This is a genomic window from Levilactobacillus namurensis DSM 19117, from assembly GCF_001434785.1.
GTDB lineage: Bacteria > Bacillota > Bacilli > Lactobacillales > Lactobacillaceae > Levilactobacillus > Levilactobacillus namurensis.
This window is the reverse complement of sequence record NZ_AZDT01000064.1, coordinates 32,184-56,249: the sequence shown is the minus strand read 5'-3', so window position 1 is coordinate 56,249 and position 24,066 is coordinate 32,184. Positions and strand designations below refer to the sequence as shown.

Sequence of the window (24,066 nt, the reverse complement as noted above, 5' to 3'; positions counted from 1 at the left end):
TTAGCGACCCAACGCGCACCCGGACAATAATTTTACTTGGTTAATTCCCGTGGACCATCGTCTAAGTGGGCAATGTAGAATTCTGCAGGATGGCCGATAGTGTCTTGGTAGACCTGACCCACGGCTTGTTCGAAGGCATCCACGTTGGCTTCCTTCACAATGGCGATGGCACAGCCACCGAAGCCGGCTCCCGTCATCCGAGCACCCAACACACCCGGCTGTTGCCAAGCGGTCTCGACCAACGTGTCCAGTTCCTTTCCGGTTACGGCAAAGTCGTAATGGAGCGAAACGTGGGAGGCGTTGATCAACTTCCCGAAGGTGACCAGGTCGTTATCTTGTAAGGCTTGGTAAGCCTTCAGCGTCCGTTGGTTTTCAATCACCGCGTGCCGGGCGCGCTTGATCAGCACGTCATCGTTTATCAGATAGCTGTTCTGGTCGAACTGGTCTTGATCCAAGTCACCCAAGGTCTGAATGTCTAACTTGGTCTGCAACCGCCGCAAGGCTTCTTCACATTGTGACCGCCGTTCGTTATACTTCGAGTCCGTGAGTTCTCGCCGCTTCTTGGTGTTCATGATGACCACCACGTAGCCGTCCATCTTCACCGGCGCATATTCATACTTTAAGGTGTTGGTGTCCAGGAGAATGGCCTGGTCTTTCTTGCCCATCCCCACGGCGAATTGGTCCATGATTCCGGTATTCAGCCCCAAGTAATCGTTTTCGACTTGCTGGCCGACTTTAACCAAATCGACCCGGGAAATCGCCATACCGTAAGCCTTCAACAGGATTTCACCCATCAACATCTCGACGGACGCGGAGGACGACAAGCCGGAACCGTCAGGCAAGTTACCGTGAACGAAGAGGTCAAAGCCTTGGTCGATCTGCTTGCCCTGCTTACCCAATTCGAACAACATCCCTTTAAAGTAGTTGGTCCAGTTGGCGGCTTTGTCAAAGCTAAGATCATCTAACGAAAATTCAATCACGCCGGCTTGGGGCAGGTTGGCGGAATACATCCGCACCGTCCGGTCAGAACGCTTGGTAAAGCCGGCGAACGTGCCCAGGCTGATGGCCGCCGGGAAGACGTGCCCACCGTTGAAGTCGGTATATTCACCGATTAAGTTGATCCGACCGGGCGAAAAGAAAACCCGTTCTGGTTTAGCGTTAAATTGTTGTTGGTATTCAGTAGCAAGGCTCGCAAAGTCCATGACGATTAACTCCTTCTAGTTTTTTAGTAAACTTTTACTGTAGTTTTAGTATACGGCCGGAATAGGCCCCTGTCAATTAAAAATAAACCGTTTTCATTTAAACGTTCTCTTTTAGATCATTCCTTATCGGGTTACTCCTAATCATCCCCGGGACGTTCACCAAGCAGCCCGGTCTTCGTTGACTTAAAAAAGCTCCAGGCGCTCTGTCCCGGAACTTTTCTTCACTCATTAGTGGTCCGTCTTAAGTCCGTTAGCCGTAGTGAGCTTGGCCTGAGCAGGCGTCGCCGTTTGTGGCTCGTCCTGGTCGCCAATCACTTGACCAGCCGCCTTAGCCGCCCGCAACTTCTTTTCCAAATCGTCCACGATTTGGGCGTGGCGCTTTTCGGATAACGAAATCTTCTTGGCGTAAACCACAGCAGCTAAGATAATCAGGATAATCGGAATATAGAACATGAACATCTTGAACTGTAACAAGCCGCCGCTGGTGATGTCACTCGGCTTCGCGTTCCCCGTCATCCCGGATTGTAAGGCCGCCAACATCACAATACCGTTGGCAAATGCTCCGGCCAACTTATCGATCAACGGCCGAACGGCTAGGGTCACGGATTCATTCCGCGTCCCGTTCTTCCATTGTCCATATTCCACACTGTCGGTGATGGTCATCAACGCTGCCAAGAATACGGATGGGTACGGGAAGAAGAAGATGGCGATGGCTAACAGAACCAGTGGCACGTTGGTTCCGGCGAACAAGAAGAGGAGGTACCCGACTAACATCATGCAGATACCGCCAATGTAGACGCCCCGCCGCTTGATCAGGTTCACTAAGAATGGGAACGAGATTACGGAAACAATCCCTAAAATCGCGGTGATGACCCCCACGATACTGTAGGCCTTAGGTTGACCAATCACGTAACGGAAGTAGTACAGCAACAACGAGTTGGTGATGACATAACCTAACGCAAACATAAAGTAGGATAACCCTAACCACATCAGCTGGTCGTTCTCACCGATGGCTTTAAAGACGTCGCGTAACCGGGTCTTTTCGGTGTTTTCACGAATCAGGTTCTTCTGCTCGTGCGTCCCGAAGGCTGCGGTGCAGGCCCCTAAGAAGGAAATCAACGCAATGACCGCCGCGAAGCCTAACCAACCGGCCCGGGTCTGTCCGTTCCCCGTGGTCCCAGAAAGCTTCTGGGAGAAGAAGTAAACCAGAGGCATCACCACAATGATGACCCCTTGGGCCCCTAGCGTAGAGCCAAACCGGGCAATCGTTCCGAACTTGGTCCGTGTATTCGAGTCCACACTCAACGCTGGCAACATGGACCACAGCGCGATGTCTTTAAAGGAATAGAAGACATCCAACACGATGAAGATCACCGCAAAGACGATCAGGTAAACCAAATCGTTCTGGTCCGCTAAACCACCTAAGCTGGTAAAGATCAGCATTAAGGCCACGGCACTAATCAAGCCACCGCCTAAAAGCCACGGCTTGAACTTGCCCCAACGGGTCCGGGTATTGTCCACGACCCCACCAATCATGGGATCAAAGGCAATTTCGAGAATCCGAATCACCACCAGCATCGCACTGACGGCCCCAATCATGGTCGCCGAATTCGATTTCGAGGTAAAAAGCACACTGGTTACAAAAATAGGAAAATAAGTACTTAATGTTGCGTAGAATGCATCATGGCCGAACGCCCCAAACGCATAAGACGCATACTGTTTAATCTGATTCATGGTCCTTGTCACACCTTTCATCTAGTCGTAACGCCCACCGCCAAAAGACTTAATGGTAGCGCCGTTCAATAATCTTAGAAAGTACCTCGTTGCGTTTCTGGGTCTTCGCCATGTCAAAGCGCGACTCTTCTAGATTGTTAAAATCTTGCGCCAACAGCGTGGCTTCTAAGTATAACGTGAGTTGCCGCTTGATGTACAACTTGTTTTCTTCATCTGGCCGTTGGGCGTTACCCCCCAGAACAGCCGCGGCAAAAGCTGCCGGGTCCAACATGATCTTATCGTTTGCCATCTGAAATCCCTCTTCTCAATCAGTTTATGGGTATCGTTCTGGCTTACTAAATTTTAAGTAAATGTAAGCGCTTTACAAATGCTATTCTAAGGGACTTATCCCTGAGTTGCAACCTTTTTCATTGTGCAATTGTTTACATAAATTCTTTTGTAAACGGGCTATCGAGCTATTGCAACCGGTTGCAATTTAACGGTAAAAACTTTAGTAAATCCATTATTTAACCATACAAAAAGGGTCATTTCAACTTGAAAATCCGTTGAAATGACCCTTGATTTCGCTTAACTTTCAACGACTCTAACTAGCTAGCGATAACCTTAACCTAGTTGACCGAAGCCACGTAAGTCTTCAGGGCTTGTTCGTACTTCGCTAACCGGGCTTGGGCCGCGTCCGCCGTCTGGTCACTAGTCCCGATGTAGAACTTGACCTTAGGCTCGGTCCCGGAAGGCCGGATGCAGATCCAGGTCTCATCACTGAGCCAGTACTTTAAGACGTTCGACTTAGGCAGGTCGATCGAACTGGTCTGGCCGGCCGCCGTGGTCTTCACACCGGTTGAAAAGTCTTCCACAGCATCGATCTGGGTACCCGCGAAGTCTTGCGGTGCGTTCTCCCGGAACTCACTCATCAGGTGGGCCATCTGGTCTGCCCCATCGACCCCGTCGAACTGCTCGAAGGTGGTCTTCTCAGCGTAGTAGCCGTAGGTCGCGTACAGTTCCTCAATCCCATCGTACAGGGTCAGCCCCCGTTGCTTATAGTCAGCCGCGACTTCCGCCAACAGAACCGTGGATTGGATGGCGTCCTTATCCCGGACGAACGGCTTGATCAGGTAGCCATAGCTTTCTTCGAACCCGAACAAGAAGGTGTGGTCGTGGGTGGTCTCGTATTGGTGAATCTGTTCAGCAATAAACTTGAACCCGGTCAACACGTTCTTCATCTCGACCCCGTAAGCCGCCGCAATCTTGGTAGCCAGTTCGGTCGACACGATGGACTTTACGACCCGCCCATTGGCTGGCAATTGTCCCGCTTGCTTCCGGGCCTTCAAGATGTAGGCCAGCAGAATCGACGCAATCTGGTTCCCGGTCAAGAGTTGGTAATCACCGTTAGGTTGCCGGACCGCAGCCCCTAGCCGGTCGGCATCGGGATCAGTCGCGACCAGTAAGTCGGCCCCTTCCTTCTTCCCTAAGGCAATGGCCATATCAAAGGCTTCGGGGAATTCGGGGTTCGGGAAGTCGACCGTGGGGAACTCAGGGTCCGCAATGGCCTGTTCGGGCACCATGGTAAAGTTCTCAAAGCCCGCTTTACGCAACGCCCGTTCGCCGATCACTTTCCCGGTTCCGTGTAACGGTGTGTAGATCAACTTCATGGTCTTCCCCACTTGGTCGATCAACTGGTGGTTGATGGTCACACTGGTGACGTTTTCCAAGTAGGCCTGATCCACGTTCTCACCGATGATGTGCATGACCTTAGCCGCCCGTAAGTCTTGCTCATCCGCCACTTTGATGGCAAAGACGTCCTTGGCCGAACGGACGAAGTTGGTGATCATATCGGAAGCCTTAGGCGGCATCTGCCCCCCATCGGGACCGTAGATCTTGTACCCGTTGTACTGCTTAGGATTGTGGCTGGCCGTGATCATGATCCCCATGGCCGTGTGCAAGTGCCGGACCGCAAAAGACAGTTCCGGCGTTGGCCGTAAGTCATCGAAGACGTAGCTAGGAATCTGGTGCGCCCCTAAGACCCGAGCGGCTTCATGGGCGAATTCCGTAGAATGGTAGCGGGAGTCGAAACTGATGGCGACCCCGCGTTGCTTGGTGGCGTCGTCCAACGTATCTAAGTAACGGGCCACGCCTTCGGTCGCCTGACGAACCGTGTAGACGTTCATTTGACCGATTCCGGGTCCCATGACGCCCCGCATCCCAGCCGTTCCAAAACTCATAGGACCACTAAAGGCCGCCTCTAAGGCCTGGTCATCCCCAGCCATGGCATCTAGTGCCTGCCGAACCTCCGGCAACATCTGGGATTGTTGTTGCCAAACGGCATAATTTTCTTGCCAACTCATAAATAGATCTCTCCCTTACGTTTAATTTGATTGACGAACGTATTGATAACGAATCGTATGCGTCACACTCTGATTGGCGGGTAAGACCACATCGCCAAAATCGGCGTGGTGAATCGCATCGGGTAACGTCTGGGCCTCCAGCGCTAAGGCGTTGTAATCCCGCTGATCAGCGCGTTTAGAGTCAGTCGGGTTAGCCGTAAAGACCACCACCGCGTTCCGGTCAGAGTAGACCCGCACTTCCCGGTGACCCGTGGTGTCGCCCACCGTCGCAATCGGGGTGGTGGCACTCGGCGTGACCTCAAAGGCGTCATCATATTCTACAATACCATGCTTCCGCAATTTCGCTAAACCTTCTTGAATCGTTTGGGGGGTCTGAAAATCAAACCCGGTTCCGGCCAAAGCCACCTTTTCCCCCGTTGGAATCTTGGCCTGATCTAAGGCCAACCGGTGGGTGCTGTTCAGTTGGAGCCACTGATTCTTCAGGTCGTGCTGGTCATCCGTGACGTTAAAGTAAGTATGAATCGTGGGATTGAACAGCGTCGGCGCATCACTCTTCGCCGTAAAGGTGATGGTCAGCTGATTGTCGTTAGTCAGCGTATAGGTGATCGTGGTGGCCATGGTCCCGGGATACTTATCCGCCGCTTCGGTGGTGGTGTGGGTCAACTGCACGCTGACTGCCGTTGCGGTCTGTTGCGTGGTGGCCGCCCAGTTCACGAAGGTAAACCCGTGGGGGCCCCCGTGGCTAGCGTTCGGCGCTTCATTGGGATCCAAGTGAACCGTCCGCCCATTGAGGTCAAATTGGGCACCGGCGATCCGCCCGGCGACCCGACCTAAGGCTTGGCACAAATAATACGGGTTGTGGTCGTAAGCCGCCAAGTCCTGCTCCTGAACGATCAGTTGGTGCCGCTGGCCATCTTCTAAGGCACTAAACTCCTGCAGCGTGGCCCCCCAGGTCAGAATCGCCGCACGCGTCCCCTGGTCATTAGTCAAGACGTACTTGGTCACCGTCTGGTGGTGTAGTTCCCCCGCCACCTCTTGTGTAATTTGCATAACAATGACACCTCCAAATTTAAGAATCCGGTTTCATTGTATAATAATCGCCCCCGAAGTACCATTTTTTCCTTAAATTAACTAAAACTTTTATCACGCGAATTCCCCACCAGAATTTGTCGATTTCGCCACAATCTTTTCGCTTCTTGATTTAAATCAAGGAATCTAGCCTTGGTCACTAGTACCCTTTAATATGTATTAACTAATCAGAATAATCCATTGAATCCTATGAAATCGCTATCTTAACCACTTAGTATGCATTTTAGGGGGCTACCCCACCAGTTATTTACAAAAAGTTAGCATTTTTTACTGGACTTATCACGCGATTATTCTGTATACTAAGCAACGCGTTTTTGTTCAATTTTACACAACCAAATATCACCCGATAAGGAGGATGCTCAATGTCTACCCGGAATACCGCGGCTGAAAAGCTGCTTTTACAAATGGTCGACGATTACACGGCACGGGAGGTCGCCCCGCTCGACATGGCCATTGACCACGCGCAAGACTACCCAGAAGGTTTCATGAAGAAGTTAACGGAGACTGGTTTCTTAGGCCTCATGCTGCCCCAAGAATTTGGTGGTGCTGAATTCGGTCCCGAAGTGACGGCCACCGTTCTGAACCACCTAGCTCGCGGCAACGCCAGCACGGCCGTTACTCTCGAAGGCCACTTCAAGACCATCGATCAGATCCTGAAGTTCGGTACGCCCGCCCTTAAGCAAGCCCTCTTGCCTTCCGCAAACCAGCGAATCTTCGCCTTTTCTATGACCGAAGCTAGCGGCGGCTCGAACCCGATGGGCATCAGCTCAACGGCGACCCGGGAAGGCGACCACTGGGTCATCAACGGGGATAAGATCATGATTACCAACGGCGGCCTCGCCCAGGTCTACTGTGTGCTGGTCAAGACCGCTCCGGACCAACTCTCCGTCTTCGTGGTCGACCAAGACATGCCGGGCTTCTCCTTCGGTAAACGGGAAGACTTCATCGGCTTGCGGGGGACGCCCGTGGGTGAAATCATGATGGACCACATCATCGTCGACGACGACCACTTATTGGGGCACCTGGGTGACGGTGGCCTGATTGGGGACTCCGCTCATGACGACGCCCGGATCTTAATGGGCGCGGTCCTGACCGGTATCATGGAACACGAGTTGAAGATCGCTACCGACTACGCCAAGGAGCGGAAGGCTGGCGACAAGCCGTTGACCGAACTCCAGGTCACCCACCGCAAGGTCGCCGATATCGCGATGCGCAAGGAGACCACCAAGCTCCTATACCAACGGGCCGCCCAATTAAAGGCCGCTGGTCAACCTTACAGTGAGGAAGCCGCCATGGCTAAGGCCCACGGCTCCCGTGCGGCCGTGGCTGCCGGCGACGACGCCCTGCAGATCTTAGCTGGTTACGGCTACAGTCGCGAATATCCCGTTGAACACTTGATCCGGGATGCTCGGGCGATGGAAATCGCCGAAGGGACCGTCGAAAAGATGCGTTCCGCCATCGCCACTGCCGAATTTCAGAAATAGGAGGTCTTCCCTTTGAAAATTGTTGTCTGCATCAAACAAGTTCCCGAAACCAACGACGTCACTATCGACCCTAAGACCCACAACTTGGATCGGCGGGGCTTGGCTGGCGTAATGAATCCCTTCGATAAGAACGCCGTTGAACAAGCCTTACAGTTCAAAGCAACCACCGACGCCCAAGTGGTCCTCCTGAGTATGGGACCCGACGACTACGCCCAATCCCTGCGTGAAGGGATGGCCATGGGCGCCGACTCCGGTGTGCTGCTCTCTGACCGGGCCTTCGCCGGAGCCGACACCCTCGCGACCGGATACGTAATCGCCAAAGCCATCGAAAAAATCGGTGACGTGGACCTGGTCATCTTCGGTCGTCAGGCCGTCGATGCCGATACCGGGCAAGTGGGCCCCATCGTCGCTGAATTCTTGCAACAACCTCAGATTACTTACGCAGCCACGTTGCGGTTGAGCGGCCCCAACGAAGTGACCGCCGAACGGCTACTAGAAGATACCAAGCAGACCTTAGTCGCCCAATTACCCGCTGTGGTCAGCGTTCGTAGTGAGCTTAACCCCCCCCGCTACCCAACGCCCCGCAATATTCAACTGAGCTTCGAAAAGCCCCTGACGATCTGGCACCACGATGACTTAGACCTCGACGACAGTCGGTTAGGTCAAGCGGGGTCGCCAACCATCGTTACCAAGGTCTACGCCCCTAAGCCAGTCAAGCGGGAACTGACGCCACTGACTGGGACGCCTCAAGAAGCCGCTAGTCAACTGATTAAGGCCCTCAAGGACCGTCAATTACTTTAAGGAGGAACCGTTAATGTCTAAACCAGAACTCTGGGTCGTGGCTGAACGTCGCTTAGACCACATCGAACCCACTACACAACAACTCATTACAAAAGCTAACCAATTAGCTGGTGACCGGTTCCACGTGGTTGCCGTCCTCTTGGAAGCCACGACTGACCACCTCGAAGACGAACTGACCACTTACGGTCCCGACGAGATTCGGGTGGTCCGCGACGACCGCTTCCCGACGGCAACTGACGCCGAATTAGCGGACGCCTTAAAGCAGTTGGTCGATGCGGCCCAGCCCAACACGGTCTTATTTGGCGCCACCATCACCGGCCGATCCATCGCACCACGGCTACAGGCTAAGTTACAGACGGGACTGACCGCCGACTGCCTGGACCTGCGTTTCGATGACGACACCCTGGTGGCCACCAAACCATCTTACGGGGATAACATCATGTGTGAGATTATTTGTCCTGACCGGCGGCCCCAGATGGCAACGGTGCGGCCTAACACCTTCGCGGCCCAACCCACACCCAACGGGGCTGAGCTGACCACGGCTAAGGTCGACTTCCACCCCGTTACCCGCCTGCACGTGACCGCTGCGACGCCCGTCGTCAACACGGCTACGACCGTGGGGGACGCAAGTCGCGTGGTCGCTCTAGGCCGTGGTGCGGCTAGTGCCGCCACCATCGACGCTGCGACCCAATTGGCCGAACGACTAGGCGGACGCATCGGTGTCTCCCGGCCGTTGACCGACCAGGACCGGTTCACCCACGACGACCAGATCGGCCAAAGTGGGAACACCATTCACCCCGACTTGATCCTAAACTTCGGGATCAGCGGTGCCGTGCAATACCTGGTGGGGATGCAGGACTCCCAGACCATCGTGTCCGTTAACAGTGACCCGAACGCCCCAATCTTCGCCGCTTCCGATTACGGCTACGTGGGAGACGCCCAAGCCTTCATGACGGCTTTATTGGGTCAATTTGCTTAAATCACTATTCATAACAAATTAAACGTTGAGATAAAATCTAACCAACTTGTAAAGGGCACATCTTCAATTGAAGATGTGCCCTTTACACTACCCGGCTAAGAACGTCTTAGTTGACTCTTTGCTCTTTTAGAAGCTCCATAGACTTGAGCAATCCAAACAAACAACGTCACCATATCAAAGGCCAATAAAGACCACCAAGAAATATTTAGTGATAAGACGTTGGCAACCGCTGAGAAAATTGCGGACCCCAGCGGAATCGTTGCTTGAATAATTGTGTAAAAAGAACCCATAATTGACCCAATCATATTCTCGGGTAATTTTGTGACCATCACCGACTGGACCTGTGGATTAAGGACCCCTAACAAAAGCGAAGAAACAGCGATTAGGACTAGTAAAAGATATTTATTCTTTAAAAATAATATGTTAGGTATCAAAAGGCCGTAAGCCCCGTATATGAAGAAAATTTCCACGGTAATTTTTAAATGCTTTGTGATTCTTCCAGGTAAAAAGGAACCAAGAATTGCACCAATCGAGCCAACCATTCCCACTAAAGCCACGGTATAGCCATAGTTTACAAAGATCAACTGCTGTTGCTTCACCAAGGAAAGATTCAACAAGACCTCTTGACCTGCGTCAAATAAATTTATTGCGGAGAAAACGCCTATAAATTTTGTAATTTCCGGAAATGTTTTGAGCGTCGCAAAATCTAATCGCATCTGATGAAAAAATTTACTAATGTTAGGCGTGAGACCCGTATATTTCTCGACTAAAACGTGGCTGCTTGGAATTACTGAAAAATTCTTACGGACCCAAAACAGTAACATGGAAGCCATGAAAAACGATACTGAATTTAAGAATGCAAATAAGCTGTAGTGATAATTAAAAACGGATAACAACGCTGCCCCAATTAAACCTCCCGTAATCTCAAGCGTGGAGCTGATACCCGTTTCAAACCCTTCGGCCTCTGCTATATCTGATGAAGAAACAATATCCTTAATAATGGCAAAGGCCCCATACCCATTATAAGTACCAATTAAACTACAAAGCGCATTCATTAGTAGCAGGGCAATAAAGGTTACCCAACCAACATTTCCCATCAAGAGCACGCCCATCACCAAAAAGAGTAAACCTTGAATCAGCCTATTTACCATCTGTTGTTGATAATGATTGCAAACTTGGTCAGATAAATACCCGATAAGAATATCCAAAAACATTGGAAAGACACCCACAAATGATGCCAGACTAATGGCTAAAGTAGGGTTAGGCATATGCCTTGCGTAAATCACAAAAACAATGCTAAACAACGTAGACCCTAACGCGCTTACGATATTGGCAATCATGAAAATACGATAGTTAAAATTACGAATGAAAACTTCCATAATTATTGTCCCCTTCTCTCTGACATAAGTTACAAGGCCATCACTTGTTGTCTAACGTCACGACAGGCTCCGGGACAATCTAAATTCAAAGAACACTCGGAAACGGCAATTCACTATTTCGTATGAAGGAAGCCTCTTCTCACCTGCTTCACCAGAATAGACACGACCAGTATCACTGGCCCCAGCAACATAAAAACCACTGAAATCAGAAGGTGTTCACAAAACAAATATATCGGATTCAAAATATCATCCGTACTCTGCGTATTTCCTGACTGATACGCCCAAGGATTAACCGTTACACCGTTCGAGGTCCATCTTCTATCCTTGTGACTTTGCCGCATATCATCCTGATGGGCAACTAATGCAGCGGTCTTATTAGGAAGTCATCCTCGTATCATTTTTAACATATAATTTCGAAAAACGTTCTCGTAATACGGGGAACAACAGCCAGCTAATAATCAGCCATCCCGTAAAGAAGGTTACTGGAATCACCCAATGAGAACCATCCCTTCGAATATTCCATAAGAAAATTAGCAATAAAGCTAACGTCCCTCGTATTAAATTAACAAAGTATCGTCTCAATCTTCTCACATGAGCACCTTCTCTAAGGTCTTAAATCGTTGGCAATTTGCTCTCAATAGCTTAAACTATAGTTTCATTAGATTATAATGTCAATGAACTGCATAAAGTTAGTATCATCCATTTGTTAGATGAGAAAATGTTTAATCTCAAAGTGACGTATTCTTATATATATCATCCAAAAATCCCATGACTATCACTGTTTATAACTAATTTGCAATTTTCCAAGCTTAAAGATTTAAACGTTACAAAATGAAAGAATGATTATAGTTAAGTTAGAATAACCATTCTAAAAAGGTCCGTTTAAAAGATTCAACGTCCGAGTTATTAACGCGTTAACCCAGTCTAAACATAAAGGCATGGAAGCACCTTCACAGGTAACTTCTATGCCTTTATGTTTACTAATGACTAAAATCGTTAATGACCACGCTCCGCCACGTGCAGGAGCTGGCCCCGAATATAGCGCCAGGTCTCCGGATCTGCGGTGTCGATGGTCGCGGGAAAGAAGCGTTGTAAGTCGTGCTGGATAAACGCTTCATTGGCTTGTAGCCAAGCCTCTTCCGTACTAGGATCTTGAAAATGGGCCAAGTAGGCCGGGTCGTCGATCTGCAAAAGAATATGCAAAATCAAATCTTGATCTTGGGTCGATAGGTAAGCCATGGCGCGCCCCCCTTTTTACTAGTGGTTCATCAAGACATCTAAGAGTTCCTTGGCCGACTCATTCAACTTGTCTTGGGACTTGTCGTTGCCTAAATGTGTGTAGATTTCTCCTACATAGACTTGGTCCTTAAAGAGTTGGTCAAAGACCGCATCAATGATTGGCCGGGTCGCCGCTTCTTCTTGAACGGGGCCAAACGGGTTGGCGAAGAAGGTGGTACTCATCCCCACTTCATCCGTGGTTCCCAATGCCTTACGCTTGCCGGCAATGAACGTTGCCTTGGCTGCGGCTTGGTCCGTGAACCGGTGAATACCCACCGCGTCATCGTAGTTGTTCGCGTAGACCCACATATCGATCTCGTGATGGGCCACGACCCGTTTCCAGGTGTTGGCCGGGATGATGACCCGTGCGTTCTTCTGTTCCGGGTTCATGTAGATCCCCCGGTCCATGTTATTAAAGGCCACTTCACTACTCAAATCATCCAACCGAACGAAGGCCCCCGTTTCAGTGCCTTGCGCATAGATGCCTTGGCCGCCCGGCTGTAACGTGAAGCTGCCCATGTCATCAAAAATCGTTTCAATATTGGCAATCTTTTCGTCAGCCACCGTCTGTAAGGCCTCGATGGATTCCGACTTCCCCGCTCCGGAGTCGCCGAAGAAGACCACCGTCTTCTCCACCCCGTTAGCAAAGGTAATCTTGACCATGGACCCGTGAATCGGCAAGCGCCCTTGGTCGATCTGGTGCAGGTTGTGCAACGTCAGGCAAATCTTCTTCATGTATCCGAAGTACGTGGTCTGGTCGTTGTACGGAACCTGACCCACGTATAACTGGTTAGCGGCATCGTAGTAATAATGCCCGTTCTCGGGATCGGTATCGCCTTGTGCACTAGGAGACCCGAACAGCAGAATCAGGTCCGGTTTTTGCCCGGTTACTTCAGACTCATCAGCTAGCTGGAACAAGTTGGCTAAAGCTAACCCCGAAGCCAGGTAGTCCCGGTGGAAGTACAGGTAAGCCAAGCTGGTCCCAATCTTAGCGGGGTAGCAGTACCAGTCACGCGCATCCCCGGTAAAGTTGGTCAGCGGGTTGACCTGACTGGCCGTGAAACGCCCCTTACGTTTATTACTCTTGGTGTGCAACATCATTGGTGGCCGCAACATCAAGCGGGTCAAGAAGCGAATATTGCCTAACGCTTCATACCCCGCTGGCATCGGCCAAGCTAACTTTTGCAAGAGGACACAGGCGCTCGAAGCGGCACTGGTCTGCCGGTAAACGTGGTTGGCGTGGCCTTGCAGCTTCTCTTCGATTGTCCGGTACAGCCGAATCACTAACTCGTTGAAGTGCTGGTCGATGGTCATGAACTCGGCTGAGACCACGTCGTTATGTTGTGTCGACATCGTGGCCACCCGGAGATAGGACCGGTAGTACGAGTACAAGTCTTCGATACTAGCCAGAATCTCAGCAGCCGGATAACGGTCATAGACGTTGGGCTGATTGGTCAAGATTCCCTTTAACGTTGCGACATAGGTCGTCGCGTCGACCCGGTTAAAGGTGGTAGCGGGATCGGCGTCTTCGGGAACTCGCGTCTGTTGTTCATCCAAGAAAAGTTTGATAAATGCAGCCAGCTCATCGCTATTGACCAGGTCAAAGATACTCGTGATAAACCGTGCATTATAATTCAACACGGCAACATTTCGGTCTGGGTTCGCGTAAAACGCTGGTAAATCAATTGCTGCTGGTTCTGTCATAGAAAAGCCCCTCTCTTATCGTTTCCTTGTCATGATTTTAGCCCATTTCGTCGTCAGATGAAAGCGACTTCTCACGGCGTTGACTGCTGGAAAAGTGTAAACAGGTCCCGGAGCACTTCTCGGTGGGGATTATCGGTCCGATAACTGGCCGAGATGACCCGTAAATCAGCCGGAATCGTGACCGCTAACTTCTTCACATCAAAAGCTGCCAAATATAATGTATCGGCCACCAATCCCACATCTTGAGAGGCTTGCACCATCCCCGCAATCGACAATTCATCGGGATACACCGCCGTGACATCTAAGGGGTGGGGTAAGTCAGCTTCCGCTAAGATTCGCTGGACCTTCTGACCAATCAAAAGTTGGGGGTCGTACGTCAACACGTGCTGAGACGCTAGATCTGCTAAGGTCACCGTCGTTTTTTGGGCCAATGGATGATTGGGCGCCACAATCACGATGAAGGCTTGCTTTAAGAGGGGGAGGTCGTGGTATCCCGAACGGTGCTTGTCGATCGCCGCAATCCCCAAATCATAGGTTCCCGCCTGCAACCCCTGCTGAACGGCTTCACTAGGGACGCTGTGGAGCTCGAAGCGCACCTGACCGGTCCGTTGTTCTTCAAACTGATGTAAAACCCGGGGTAAGTAGGTCCCAATCACGGTGGGAATACACCCCACCCGAAGCGTAATCGGTTGGTGGGCCTGTTGAGCTTGCAAGTCAGCAATCCCCGTGTCTAACCCATGCAGGCTTTGGGTTACCACCTTTAACAGCTGTTGTCCCGTCGCCGTCAGGGTCACGTGCCGCCCCTGCTTACGAAACAAGACCAGTTGTAATTCTTCTTCCAGCCGTGCCATAGCTTTACTAAGACTCGGCTGACTCACGTGTAACCTTGCGGCGGCTTGGGTGTAATTCTCCAGCTGACCGATACAGACAAAATAACGTAATTGGTTTAAATTCACGGGTGGATCCCCCCTATTGGCTTTTCGACCACTGATAGCTTCAGGCTATAGATGTTTCCAAATCGGTATTGGTTTTTAGCTTAAGTCTAGCCTACCATAATCTGTGAAGAGAGCGCTTTCTCATTGGAATAAATCTTGTCAATTCAATTAGGTGGTGCATTTTAATGGAAACAACTCATCTCCCGACTCAAGTCTCCGGACAACGGCGCTTAGTCTTTACCGCAGCGTTTATCATCATCTTCTGTTGCTCGGCTTCGGCCGCCTTTTCGGTCTTCGCCAATACTCTGGTTCAAGCCACTGGCGCAACGGCTTCCCAAGTTGCCCTGACCTTGACCATTTATCAATTCTTTATGGCCGCTTTTGGTATTATTTCCGGTCGGATCATCGACCACTCTTCCCCTAAAAAACTCATGTACGTCGGCGGTGCCATCTTTGGTCTGGGATGGTTCCTGGGGGCCTTCGCCCACAGTCTCTGGTTTCTGTATTTTTCCATCGGTATCCTAGCGGGAACCGGGAACGGGCTACTCTATAACCCCGCTTTGCTGACCACCTTGAAGTGGTTTCCCGAAAAACGGGGAACGATTTCCGGATTACTCCTCGGAGCCGCTTCCTTAGGACCACTGGTCTTAGCCAAAGCCGGCGCCTGGCTCTGTGCCACTATGGGCGCCGCTGGTCTCATGCCAATTGGCGCCACTTACTTAGTCTTAGTCTGGTTAGTCGGCTGGTTGATGGCTTCACCCGAGACGCCAACCACAACCACGGCCGAACCCGCACAGACCGGGAAATCCCCTAAAGAAATGATGCGGTCCCTAACCTTCTGGTTACTTCTCGCGTTGTTCGCTATCGCGTGCACGGCCGGCATCATGTTGATTGGGTCCCTCTCAGCGATTGCTCAAGTCCAGTTAGCGCTGACCCCCATCGTGGCGGCTAACTTCGTGGTGGTCAACACCTTAGCCAACTTCTTTGGCCGTATGATTACCGGTCGGGCCGTTGACCATTTAGGCGAGACCAAGACCCTCTTCCTCATCCTCTGCCTAACCATCATCGGTCTAGCGGGACTGCGTTTGGCTACCGGAATCGCCCTGTTCACGGTCTTTCTGATCATCCTAGGCGCATCCTTCGGCGGGGTCTTGGTGGTCTTCCCGACCCTGACTGGTAAAACCTTTGGCGCTAAGTTCTCTGGGACCAATTACGGCATCATGTTCTTTGGCTACGCCATTGGGGCGCTGATTGGTCCACAGATTGCCACGCTCACCATGCACGCCAACGCCGGCGCGCACGCCTATTACGGCTCCTATCTGGTCGCAATCGGTGTTGCGGTGGTCGGTATCCTAATCGACCTTTACCTGATGCATCAAGGAATTGGTCGACACACTGAAAATGGAGGTCATTAACTTATGGAAATTGATGGACATACTAAATTAGTGGGCCTCATCGCTCACCCGGCTGGTCATTCTAAATCACCAGCCCTGCACAACACCGCTTTTGATGCGGCAAAACTCAACGCACGCTTCTTGGCCTTCGATGTGGAACCCGACCAATTGGCCGCTGCCGTCCAAGCCATCCGCGCTTTCAAGATGTTAGGCGCCAGTGTCTCCATGCCCTTCAAACAGGCTGTGATTCCGCTCCTCGACCATCTTGATCAGACGGCGAAATTAGTGGGTGCTGTCAACACCATCGTCAACCACGATGGCAGCTTAACCGGCTACACCACCGACGGTATCGGCTTCGTAGATTCATTGGCCGACAATCAGGTTGACTTGACCGGCACGACCATGACTCTAGCTGGGATTGGCGGTGCGGGGACCCCCATTGCCATCCAAGCAGCTCTAACCGGGGTCCAGACCCTCAACGTCTTCAATATCAACGACCCCTCCGTCGCCAACGCAAAACACATCGTCCAGGTCATTAACGATCAGACGACCTGTCACGCCACCTTCTACCCACTAGAAGACCGGGACCAATTCCAAGCCGCCATCGCTGAATCGGACATTTACGCGGACGCGACCGGCCTAGGCATGGGGAAGTTGATCGACCAGACGCTAGTCGATGACCCCACCTGGTTCCACCCGAACATGACCGTCTTCGATACCGTCTACGCTCCCGCCACGACCAAGCTAATGACTGTGGCCCAACACGCTCAGGTCGCCCACATCATCAACGGACAAGGCATGCTCCATAATCAAGGAGCCGCCGCCTTTAAGCTCTGGACCGGCGTGCCGATGCCTTAAGTTACGAATCATAAATCAGAAAGGAAGTTCTCTAAAATGACAGCTGATTGGCTGGAATTAAAAGATAAGGTCTGCGTGGTTACCGGGGCTATTGGGGGAATGGGGGCCAAAATCTGTGAAGCCCTCGCCGCCCACCAAGCTACCGTGGTCGCGTTGGATCAAGACCCCGACAAAACGGCCGAACTGGTCACCAAGTTGATGAACGACGACCACATCGCCGCACTGGCGATCAATTGTGACGTCACCAAGGAAAGTAGCGTCCAACAAGCCGTTCAACAAGTCCAAGCCACCTTTGGCCGGGTCGACGTGGTCATCAATACGGCCGGCATCCTTAAGTTCGACCCCCTCGAAGACCTCGACTACGCGACTTGGAAACAAGTCTTAGACGTGAACCTCAACGGCTACTACCTCATCACCCATGAGTTCGGTAAACTGATGATCCAGCAAAAACACGGCACCTTCGTCCATATCTCAACGGTGGCCAGCGACATCCCCGAAACTTACAGCGGTGCTTACAGTACCAGTAAGGCTGGGGTGAACATGCTCTCCAAGCAGGTCGCCGCTGAATGGGGGATGTTCGGCATCCGGAGCAACGTCCTCGAACCTTGCCTGGTCAAGACACCGATGTCCGCAGCCTTCTACGCCGACCCGGCCGTAGAAAACGGGCGAAAGGCCCTGACCGCCAGCAAGCGCATTGGCACCACGGATGATATCGCCAACGCCATCTTATTCCTAGCTAGTGACCGGTCCAGTTACGTGAACGCCACGAGTCTGGCTATCGACGGTGGTTTCAGCGTGATGATGCAGAACCAGATTCCTAAGCCCGGCGGCCGGCGCGGTTTTGCGGAGACCCACTGATTTCGATGTATCATCAGAACTTAAAAATCACCACTAAGCACAGACAAGCGCTTAGTGGTGATTTTGCGTAATTAAAGGTTTAAGAAGTTTAAGCTTGAGACTTGGTCTTCCGACCATCCCGTAACATCGCCGCAAAGATAAAGCCGACAATGGACACGGCTAAAAACGTGATGAAGACGGCCCGATACCCGGCTAACCGAGCAGACATGCTACCCAAGGACAGATGACTCTGGGTCACCATGGCCAAAATCAACGTGGCCACCGCAACCCCGGTAGACCCGGCAATTTGCCGGACCGTGGTAATCACGGCTGTTCCGTGGGGAATCAGATGATCCGGCAAGGAGTTGGCCCCTAACGTGACCGCTGGCATCATCACGAAGGCGTTCCCGCCTTCAATCAGTGCAGCAATCAGAATCATGATGACTAGTGGCTGCTTCCCGCCAATTCCGGCCAGTAGCGCCCAGCCTAGGACGATCATGCCCATCCCGGTGAGCATGGTGGCCTTGAAGCCAATCTTATCCGCCAACCGCCCCGTTAACGGGTTCAACAGGCTTAAGAGAACGGCCCCGGGAACCAGCGACATTCCGGACGCAAAGGGCGATAGGCCCAGCACCGTCTGGTAGTACAACGGGAAGATAATCGTGACCACGATCAACGCGATGTACGACGTCCCCGTTAAGAGTGCAGCTAAGTCAAAGTTAAACGTCTTAAGGACCCGTAACTCCAAGAGCGGTTCCGCCACGTGGAATTGCCGCCAAACAAAGTAAGCCACTAGAAGGACGCTGACTACTAAGATTGCGCCTTCTAGGCCCCAGTTGACCCCCGTCTTACCGATCTGGTTGACGACATAGAGAATCCCAATGAAACCTAGGCTTCCGATCACGGACAGGTAATCCAGGCGCGACGTCTTTTGCGGCATCACGTTCTTAATGGTCTTCCAGGCCACCAAGAACACGACCGTAATAATGGCCATGAAGACCACGAACAGTCCCTGCCAGGTGGTGTAGCGCAACACGATCCCCGAGATGATTGGTCCCACGGCTAACGCGGACCCCATGACCAGCCCGGCGAGACCCATCACGCCACCCCGTTTTGCCTCCGGCGTGATCTGTAGCATCACGGATTGATACGACGGGAACATGACCCCGACGGCCATGGCTTCCATGACCCGGCCGACCATCATCATGGGGAAACTCGTGGCTAAGTAAATAATAAACGTCCCGACATCGAATAAGGCCAGCATACTGATAAATAGCACCGGAAAACGTAAATTATTCAACAGCCACGGACTAACCGGCATCATGACCACCATCACCAACATGAACCCGGTGGTCAACCATTGGATCGTTGAGGCGGGAACGCCAAAGTACTTCATCAACGTGGGATAAGCCGTTGACAGTGACGATTGACTGATCGACATGGTGAAGGTCCCCGCTAGTAAGGTCCAAATAAACGCCATCCGATGGTATGGTCGACCCTGTAAGTCGACTGATTGTTCGTTCATCTAATCCACTCCCTCAAATATCTCTCCCATTTAGAAACATTCTTAACTGGTATCCATGCTACCGCTTTTTAAGCAAGCTGTAAACACATTGGCCCCGCACCAATCAAGTTACTTATCACGCAATCTCTGGTACAATGAATCTAACGCCAACGGTCGCTTGCAGGCCGTTCGTAACACTAACAAAGATGGGGGCAAATCATGGATTTAGTCGCGTATTTAAAGGATGAAATTGAGTTTCTGACCGACCAGATGAAGCAGGCGGAAGCGGACCACAATAGTTCCATGCGCTTCCTGTGTGATTCCCGAATCGAAGAAGCCAAGCACATCTTAAAACAGATCGATGCTGGCAAGATTACCAAGCTCAAGCCTTAAGGGTCAGACTGAACATCCCCGGTGTTCGGTCTTTTCTTTTACCCACGACGGTCGAGACGACTGACTTGGGGAACTTTAGCCCCCGAATCTGATAAATTCAACCAGACCATTCGCCGTCTAAGTCATTTAGGTGTAAATTAGTTATGTAAGAACTTTGAAGGAGGAACCACGTTGATAACCATTAAATCACCTCGTGAAATTGAAAAAATGGCCGAATCCGGCGCCGTTTTAGCTGGCGTCCATAAAGGTCTCCGGAAGATCATCAAGCCCGGTATCTCAAGCTGGGAAATCGAAGAATTCGCCAACAAGTACATCGAAGAACACGGTGCCCGCCCCTCTGAAAAGGGTTTTGAAGGTTACAAGTATGCGACCTGCGTCAGCGTTAACGACGAAGTGGCCCACGCCATTCCCCGGCACAACCTGCTCCTAAAGAACGGCGACGTGGTCAAGGTCGACATGACCGTCAACCTCGACGGCTTCGAAAGTGACTCTTGCTGGGCCTACGCTGTGGGGAATATCAGTCCCGAAGCCCAACACCTGATGGACGTGACCCACAAGGCCCTGTATTTGGGAATCGACCAAGCCGTGGTGGGCAACCGCATCGGTGACATCGGCCACGCCATTCAAGACTACGTCGAAGTCCAGAACCACATGGGCGACGTGCGCGAATTGATTGGCCACGGCATCGGCCCGACCATGCACGAACAGCCTAACGTGCCCCACTACGGTGAAGCCGGTCATGGCCTGCGGTTACGCGAAGGCATGACCATCACCATCGAACCCATGGTCAACCTGGGTACCTGGGAGATCAAGTCGAAGCCAACGGCGGACAAGTCGTGGGAATACTACGTCTCCGCTGATGGCTCCCTGTCTTGCCAATACGAACACACCCTGGTCATCACCAAGGACGGTCCCAAGATTTTGACCTCGCAGGACCCAGAATTCGACGCCAAGTATCTGCTCTAGTGAGGAGGGTTTGCCATGTCTCTGACCAATCGCACTCCGGAAAAAACGGTCGCTCAGCTCTTTGACCACATTGCCCCGCAGTATGACCAGATGAACCGCCTGATCAGCCTAGGGACCCACCAGCTCTGGCGTCGCCGGGTCATGGACGCCATGCAGGTGTCCCCCGGTAGCTTTGCCTTGGACCTGTGTTGCGGCACTGGCGACTGGACGATTGCTTTGTCCCAAGCGGCCGGACCGGCTGGCCACGTGGTCGGCTTAGACCTCAGTCAAGAGATGTTAGCCGTGGCGGACCAGAAAGTCCGGGCAACTCATTTGCAGGGGCAAATCGCGTTACATCAAGGTGATGCGATGCACCTCAACTATCCCGACAACACCTTCGACGTGGTCACCATCGGCTTCGGCCTACGCAACGTCCCGGACGCCCAACAAGTTCTGTCCGAGATGGTGCGGGTGGTCAAGCCCGGCGGTCAGGTGGTCTGCCTGGAGACTTCGCAACCCACGAATCCCGTGGTTCACGCGGGCTGGCAACTATACTTCGGTCACCTGGTTCCCTTGATGGGCCGCGTGGTGGCCCACCATTATCAGGCGTACAATTACCTGCAACGGACCACGCACCAATTCGTGTCGGCTGAACAACTCGCCGCCATGTTTACCGCCGCGGGATTAACCGCCGTGCACTTCGAGCGATTTAACCTGGGTGCGGCGGCGGCCCACTTTGGCCGGAAACCCTACTAAGATTTTGAACAAACGAAAGAGCCGTTTTCCAAGTGAAACCCCATTTGGAAAACGGCTCTTTGATTTTCTGAATTTTATGTCGGATTGGCTGGATACCCGCAAGCCAACGGCTAGTCCCTAAGCTTGCCACCCGTGGTGTTCCCGGTCCCAGTCACGTTTCCGACTGGCCGACACATAGGGATTGCCCGCCACCAGGTAACGCAACGGTCGGTCGTGCCAGCTGCCATCACTGACCCCGACCCGAGCGGTCGCCGTAATCTGCTTAGGCCGACGGGTCATCGTGGGCGTAATCGTCAAGTTCTTGGCGCCCAGCATGGTCCGGTTGAGGGCCTTACTCTGAATTCCTAAAGCCGCCATCAATTTCCCCGGCCCATTAGTGATTGCCGGATCCGGCTTATCGCGATGTTGTCGCATCAAGTCTAGACCCTGGTGCGGTTCGATGCCGCGAATCAAGATTCCTTGCGGGGTCCCCGCTGCCTGCGTCGCCACATCGAACATGTAGAACCCGCGCAGAACGTAGATGTAAATCGTCCCCGGCGCATCATAGAGCGCCGCGTTGGCTGCCGTGTGTCGGCCGTTGAACGCGTGGGCCGCGGTATCCTGCTGGCCAAGGTAGGCCTCGGTCTCCACGATCCACCCACTCATGGTTCCAGCCGGTGTGGTATACACCAATTCGTGGCCCAGCAACTCCTGGGCAATCTGCTCCGTTGGTCGTCCCGTGTAGAACGCCCCAATCTCTTCAGTCATTTAAAAAATCCCTCACTTTAATTTGGCACCATCTCCCCACCCTGCTAGAATGGGAAACAGGAGATGATAGCGTTATGGCATTAAAACTCGAACGAATCTACACCAAGCCCGCTGACCTTAAAGGCTACCGGGTCTTAGTTGACCGCTTATGGCCCCGGGGCATTTCCAAAGTCAACGCCCACCTGGATAGCTGGGAAAAAGAAATGGGGCCAACCACGGAACTACGTAAATGGTTCAATCACGACCCCGAAAAGTTCCCAGAGTTCAAGACCCGGTACTTAGCCGAAATCAAGGCCAACCCGGCTCTCCCCGACTTTTTGACCCTGCTTAAAACGCAATTGGCTACCCAAGACGTCATCTTATTATACGGCGCCAAGGATGAAACCCATAATCAAGCGGTGATTCTTAAAGCGTTTCTGTTGACCGCGTTAGCCGACCAAGTACCCGCTGCACGGTTGCAAGACTAAGCTCGGCGGTACTGCTTAATTGCGCATCCGCGGCTGGTAACGGGTCACGGTTGAGGCCAATCGTGATGCAGCCGGCCGCCTTCGCAGCCGCCACCCCCGTCAGGGTGTCTTCTAGCGCCACGCAGGCGCGTGGATCCGCATCTAGGAGCTGAGCGGCGGCTAGGTAAACGTCGGGAGCGGGCTTCGCCGCGGCTAAGCTTTCCGCCGGCACAATTCGGGAGAAGTAATCCTGCAGCCCCAACCGTTCAATTTCGGCCCGTGCGTTGGTCGACGCCGAGGCTAGAGCCAGCGGATAGCCCGCCGCGACCAGCTGGTCCAAGAACGCGGTAATCCCCGGTAAGCGATTGGCTGGCGTCATGGCCGCCACGTATTGACGGTACAGGGCGTTCTCATGGTCGGTCACCGCCTTGAACTCGTCCGGCAAGAGCCGCCCGCTTTCCTGAGCCGAAGCCAGAATCGTTTCTAGGGAGGCTTGCCGGCTCATGCCGGGCAACGCTTGCGCTAACGCCGGCGTCCACGGAATCGCCAGTTCTTCGGCAATCGTCCGCCACGAGGCCAAGTGGTACTGCCACGAATCTGCGATGACCCCGTGTAGATCGAACAAAAACCCTTGAACCTTTTCTAGTTGCATACGACCGCCCCCACAATCTTTCTTAGGATGTTTTCATTATACCACCGCCAAAAAGGCTTTCCCGGTCACTGACCAGGAAAGCCTTTTTCACAACTATCGAATCACAATCACGGAAACGTCGGACTTACGGGCTAACCGTAGCCCAATCGCCCCTGGTTTACCATGACTCGCAAAGTCCACGTCGGCCCCACAGACAATCAGATCCGGCTGAAAGTCCGGTACAATCTGCTGTAAGATCACATCGTCGACGTCGCCGCCTTCACTAACGATGGCTCGAACACTTTCAACGCCGAATTCTTTGGCCTTGTCAGCGTATTCCTTCACGATATTCTGAAGCTCCGTTCGCTTCTGGTTCAGCTTAGCGGGCATTAAGGATTCGTAGATACTGATATCATTGTTCTCCAACACGGACGTGATGCCGAGTTCGGCCCCGTAATCACGAGCCATGGTCAGCGCGAAGCGAAAGGCCCGCGCAGTTGACGGCCGGTCATCTTCATCAATCGTGATTAAGATCCGGTGGAAAAACAGTGGTCGGTAATTTTCATCTGCCATAAAATTCAATCCCCTCCTGGAGAGCTGCTTGCTGGTCTTCATTATAACAAGTCAT

Annotated in this window: 23 protein-coding genes; 10 read left to right on the top strand and 13 right to left on the bottom strand. The window is 52.3% G+C overall.

What is annotated here, in order from left to right:
- Positions 1-32: 32 nt before the first annotated feature.
- The 5 genes from FD30_RS10270 to FD30_RS10250 form a co-directional block, all read right to left on the bottom strand.
- Complete coding sequence (locus FD30_RS10270; RefSeq protein ID WP_024746671.1) at positions 33-1,202, bottom strand: galactokinase; 1,170 nt, start codon at positions 1,200-1,202, stop codon at positions 33-35.
- A 228-nt stretch (positions 1,203-1,430) separates the two neighbouring features.
- Positions 1,431-2,936, bottom strand: a complete 1,506-nt coding sequence (locus FD30_RS10265; RefSeq protein ID WP_082604898.1) for a glycoside-pentoside-hexuronide (GPH):cation symporter — start codon at positions 2,934-2,936, stop codon at positions 1,431-1,433.
- A gap of 49 nt (positions 2,937-2,985) precedes the next feature.
- Complete coding sequence (locus FD30_RS10260) at positions 2,986-3,225, bottom strand: hypothetical protein (RefSeq protein WP_024746669.1); 240 nt, start codon at positions 3,223-3,225, stop codon at positions 2,986-2,988.
- Between the two features lie 319 nt (positions 3,226-3,544).
- Complete coding sequence (locus FD30_RS10255; protein WP_056944949.1) at positions 3,545-5,278, bottom strand: phospho-sugar mutase; 1,734 nt, start codon at positions 5,276-5,278, stop codon at positions 3,545-3,547.
- A gap of 21 nt (positions 5,279-5,299) precedes the next feature.
- Positions 5,300-6,328 (bottom strand): aldose epimerase family protein, encoded by a 1,029-nt coding sequence (locus FD30_RS10250; RefSeq protein ID WP_056944948.1) that lies wholly within the window; start codon positions 6,326-6,328, stop codon positions 5,300-5,302.
- A gap of 401 nt (positions 6,329-6,729) precedes the next feature.
- Here FD30_RS10250 and FD30_RS10245 point away from each other — a divergent pair, with 401 nt between their 5' ends.
- The 3 genes from FD30_RS10245 to FD30_RS10235 are packed head-to-tail and all read left to right on the top strand — an operon-like array spanning position 6,730 to position 9,631.
- Entirely contained in the window at positions 6,730-7,851 is a 1,122-nt protein-coding gene (locus FD30_RS10245) for an acyl-CoA dehydrogenase family protein (protein WP_056944947.1), read from the top strand.
- Between the two features lie 12 nt (positions 7,852-7,863).
- Positions 7,864-8,652 (top strand): electron transfer flavoprotein subunit beta/FixA family protein, encoded by a 789-nt coding sequence (locus tag FD30_RS10240; protein ID WP_056944946.1) that lies wholly within the window; start codon positions 7,864-7,866, stop codon positions 8,650-8,652.
- A 13-nt stretch (positions 8,653-8,665) separates the two neighbouring features.
- A complete protein-coding gene (locus FD30_RS10235) occupies positions 8,666-9,631 on the top strand; it encodes an electron transfer flavoprotein subunit alpha/FixB family protein (RefSeq protein WP_056944945.1) in 966 nt (321 codons plus the stop codon).
- A 95-nt stretch (positions 9,632-9,726) separates the two neighbouring features.
- On the opposite strand, the gene FD30_RS10230 is transcribed toward FD30_RS10235, so the two are convergent.
- The 4 genes from FD30_RS10230 to FD30_RS10215 form a co-directional block, all read right to left on the bottom strand.
- Positions 9,727-11,010, bottom strand: coding sequence for an MFS transporter (locus FD30_RS10230; protein WP_056944944.1), 1,284 nt, complete (start codon positions 11,008-11,010; stop codon positions 9,727-9,729).
- Positions 11,011-12,006: 996 nt separating this feature from the next.
- A complete protein-coding gene (locus FD30_RS10225) occupies positions 12,007-12,249 on the bottom strand; it encodes a hypothetical protein (protein WP_056944943.1) in 243 nt (80 codons plus the stop codon).
- Positions 12,250-12,267: 18 nt separating this feature from the next.
- Positions 12,268-13,992, bottom strand: a complete 1,725-nt coding sequence (locus FD30_RS10220) for a hypothetical protein (protein WP_056944942.1) — start codon at positions 13,990-13,992, stop codon at positions 12,268-12,270.
- A 71-nt stretch (positions 13,993-14,063) separates the two neighbouring features.
- The gene (locus FD30_RS10215) at positions 14,064-14,948 is read right to left on the bottom strand and encodes a LysR family transcriptional regulator (protein ID WP_056944941.1); all 885 of its coding nucleotides are present in this window, start codon (positions 14,946-14,948) and stop codon (positions 14,064-14,066) included.
- Between the two features lie 164 nt (positions 14,949-15,112).
- Between FD30_RS10215 and FD30_RS10210 the strand changes: the two genes are divergently transcribed.
- From FD30_RS10210 to FD30_RS10200, 3 genes are read left to right on the top strand one after another with little or no spacing between them, the layout of a single operon-like run.
- Positions 15,113-16,342 carry an MFS transporter gene (locus tag FD30_RS10210; protein ID WP_056944940.1) on the top strand — a complete coding sequence of 410 codons (1,230 nt, stop codon included), beginning with the start codon at positions 15,113-15,115 and terminating at the stop codon, positions 16,340-16,342.
- Between the two features lie 3 nt (positions 16,343-16,345).
- Entirely contained in the window at positions 16,346-17,179 is an 834-nt protein-coding gene (locus FD30_RS10205) for a shikimate dehydrogenase (protein WP_056944939.1), read from the top strand.
- 36 nt (positions 17,180-17,215) lie between these two features.
- On the top strand, positions 17,216-18,037 hold the full coding sequence (locus tag FD30_RS10200; RefSeq protein ID WP_056944938.1) for an SDR family NAD(P)-dependent oxidoreductase: 822 nt from the start codon (positions 17,216-17,218) through the stop codon (positions 18,035-18,037).
- An 88-nt stretch (positions 18,038-18,125) separates the two neighbouring features.
- On the opposite strand, the gene FD30_RS10195 is transcribed toward FD30_RS10200, so the two are convergent.
- Positions 18,126-19,541, bottom strand: coding sequence for an MFS transporter (locus tag FD30_RS10195; protein WP_056944937.1), 1,416 nt, complete (start codon positions 19,539-19,541; stop codon positions 18,126-18,128).
- A gap of 198 nt (positions 19,542-19,739) precedes the next feature.
- Here FD30_RS10195 and FD30_RS11645 point away from each other — a divergent pair, with 198 nt between their 5' ends.
- From FD30_RS11645 to FD30_RS10185, 3 genes are all read left to right on the top strand, one after another.
- Complete coding sequence (locus FD30_RS11645; RefSeq protein WP_146155101.1) at positions 19,740-19,913, top strand: ATP-dependent DNA helicase RecQ; 174 nt, start codon at positions 19,740-19,742, stop codon at positions 19,911-19,913.
- 171 nt (positions 19,914-20,084) lie between these two features.
- Entirely contained in the window at positions 20,085-20,879 is a 795-nt protein-coding gene (gene map, locus FD30_RS10190) for a type I methionyl aminopeptidase (RefSeq protein ID WP_024746656.1), read from the top strand.
- A 15-nt stretch (positions 20,880-20,894) separates the two neighbouring features.
- A complete protein-coding gene (locus tag FD30_RS10185; RefSeq protein ID WP_056944936.1) occupies positions 20,895-21,614 on the top strand; it encodes a demethylmenaquinone methyltransferase in 720 nt (239 codons plus the stop codon).
- Positions 21,615-21,731: 117 nt separating this feature from the next.
- Here the strand turns inward: FD30_RS10185 and FD30_RS10180 are convergent, their stop codons facing one another.
- A complete protein-coding gene (locus FD30_RS10180; protein WP_056944935.1) occupies positions 21,732-22,361 on the bottom strand; it encodes a DNA-3-methyladenine glycosylase in 630 nt (209 codons plus the stop codon).
- A 74-nt stretch (positions 22,362-22,435) separates the two neighbouring features.
- Between FD30_RS10180 and FD30_RS10175 the strand changes: the two genes are divergently transcribed.
- Positions 22,436-22,828 carry a DUF488 domain-containing protein gene (locus FD30_RS10175; protein ID WP_056944934.1) on the top strand — a complete coding sequence of 131 codons (393 nt, stop codon included), beginning with the start codon at positions 22,436-22,438 and terminating at the stop codon, positions 22,826-22,828.
- Here the strand turns inward: FD30_RS10175 and FD30_RS10170 are convergent.
- Positions 22,767-23,459 (bottom strand): HAD-IA family hydrolase, encoded by a 693-nt coding sequence (locus FD30_RS10170; protein WP_056944933.1) that lies wholly within the window; start codon positions 23,457-23,459, stop codon positions 22,767-22,769. The genes FD30_RS10175 and FD30_RS10170 overlap by 62 nt on opposite strands.
- Positions 23,460-23,552: 93 nt before the next feature.
- Positions 23,553-24,011: a universal stress protein gene (locus FD30_RS10165; protein WP_056944932.1), complete on the bottom strand. Its 459-nt coding sequence runs from the start codon at positions 24,009-24,011 to the stop codon at positions 23,553-23,555.
- Positions 24,012-24,066: the final 55 nt, after the last annotated feature.

Bases quoted from the DNA above. Each gene is read 5' to 3' on its own strand.
- FD30_RS10270 (WP_024746671.1), bottom strand. From the start codon at position 1,202: ATGGACTTTGCGAGCCTTGCTACTGAATACCAACAACAATTTAACGCT.
- FD30_RS10265 (WP_082604898.1), bottom strand. From the start codon at position 2,936: ATGAATCAGATTAAACAGTATGCGTCTTATGCGTTTGGGGCGTTCGGC.
- FD30_RS10260 (WP_024746669.1), bottom strand. From the start codon at position 3,225: ATGGCAAACGATAAGATCATGTTGGACCCGGCAGCTTTTGCCGCGGCT.
- FD30_RS10255 (WP_056944949.1), bottom strand. From the start codon at position 5,278: ATGAGTTGGCAAGAAAATTATGCCGTTTGGCAACAACAATCCCAGATG.
- FD30_RS10250 (WP_056944948.1), bottom strand. From the start codon at position 6,328: ATGCAAATTACACAAGAGGTGGCGGGGGAACTACACCACCAGACGGTG.
- FD30_RS10245 (WP_056944947.1), top strand. From the start codon at position 6,730: ATGTCTACCCGGAATACCGCGGCTGAAAAGCTGCTTTTACAAATGGTC.
- FD30_RS10235 (WP_056944945.1), top strand. From the start codon at position 8,666: ATGTCTAAACCAGAACTCTGGGTCGTGGCTGAACGTCGCTTAGACCAC.
- FD30_RS10230 (WP_056944944.1), bottom strand. From the start codon at position 11,010: ATGGAAGTTTTCATTCGTAATTTTAACTATCGTATTTTCATGATTGCC.
- FD30_RS10225 (WP_056944943.1), bottom strand. From the start codon at position 12,249: ATGGCTTACCTATCGACCCAAGATCAAGATTTGATTTTGCATATTCTT.
- FD30_RS10220 (WP_056944942.1), bottom strand. From the start codon at position 13,992: ATGACAGAACCAGCAGCAATTGATTTACCAGCGTTTTACGCGAACCCA.
- FD30_RS10210 (WP_056944940.1), top strand. From the start codon at position 15,113: ATGGAAACAACTCATCTCCCGACTCAAGTCTCCGGACAACGGCGCTTA.
- FD30_RS10205 (WP_056944939.1), top strand. From the start codon at position 16,346: ATGGAAATTGATGGACATACTAAATTAGTGGGCCTCATCGCTCACCCG.
- FD30_RS10200 (WP_056944938.1), top strand. From the start codon at position 17,216: ATGACAGCTGATTGGCTGGAATTAAAAGATAAGGTCTGCGTGGTTACC.
- FD30_RS10195 (WP_056944937.1), bottom strand. From the start codon at position 19,541: ATGAACGAACAATCAGTCGACTTACAGGGTCGACCATACCATCGGATG.
- FD30_RS11645 (WP_146155101.1), top strand. From the start codon at position 19,740: ATGGATTTAGTCGCGTATTTAAAGGATGAAATTGAGTTTCTGACCGAC.
- FD30_RS10185 (WP_056944936.1), top strand. From the start codon at position 20,895: ATGTCTCTGACCAATCGCACTCCGGAAAAAACGGTCGCTCAGCTCTTT.
- FD30_RS10180 (WP_056944935.1), bottom strand. From the start codon at position 22,361: ATGACTGAAGAGATTGGGGCGTTCTACACGGGACGACCAACGGAGCAG.
- FD30_RS10175 (WP_056944934.1), top strand. From the start codon at position 22,436: ATGGCATTAAAACTCGAACGAATCTACACCAAGCCCGCTGACCTTAAA.
- FD30_RS10170 (WP_056944933.1), bottom strand. From the start codon at position 23,459: ATGCAACTAGAAAAGGTTCAAGGGTTTTTGTTCGATCTACACGGGGTC.
- FD30_RS10165 (WP_056944932.1), bottom strand. From the start codon at position 24,011: ATGGCAGATGAAAATTACCGACCACTGTTTTTCCACCGGATCTTAATC.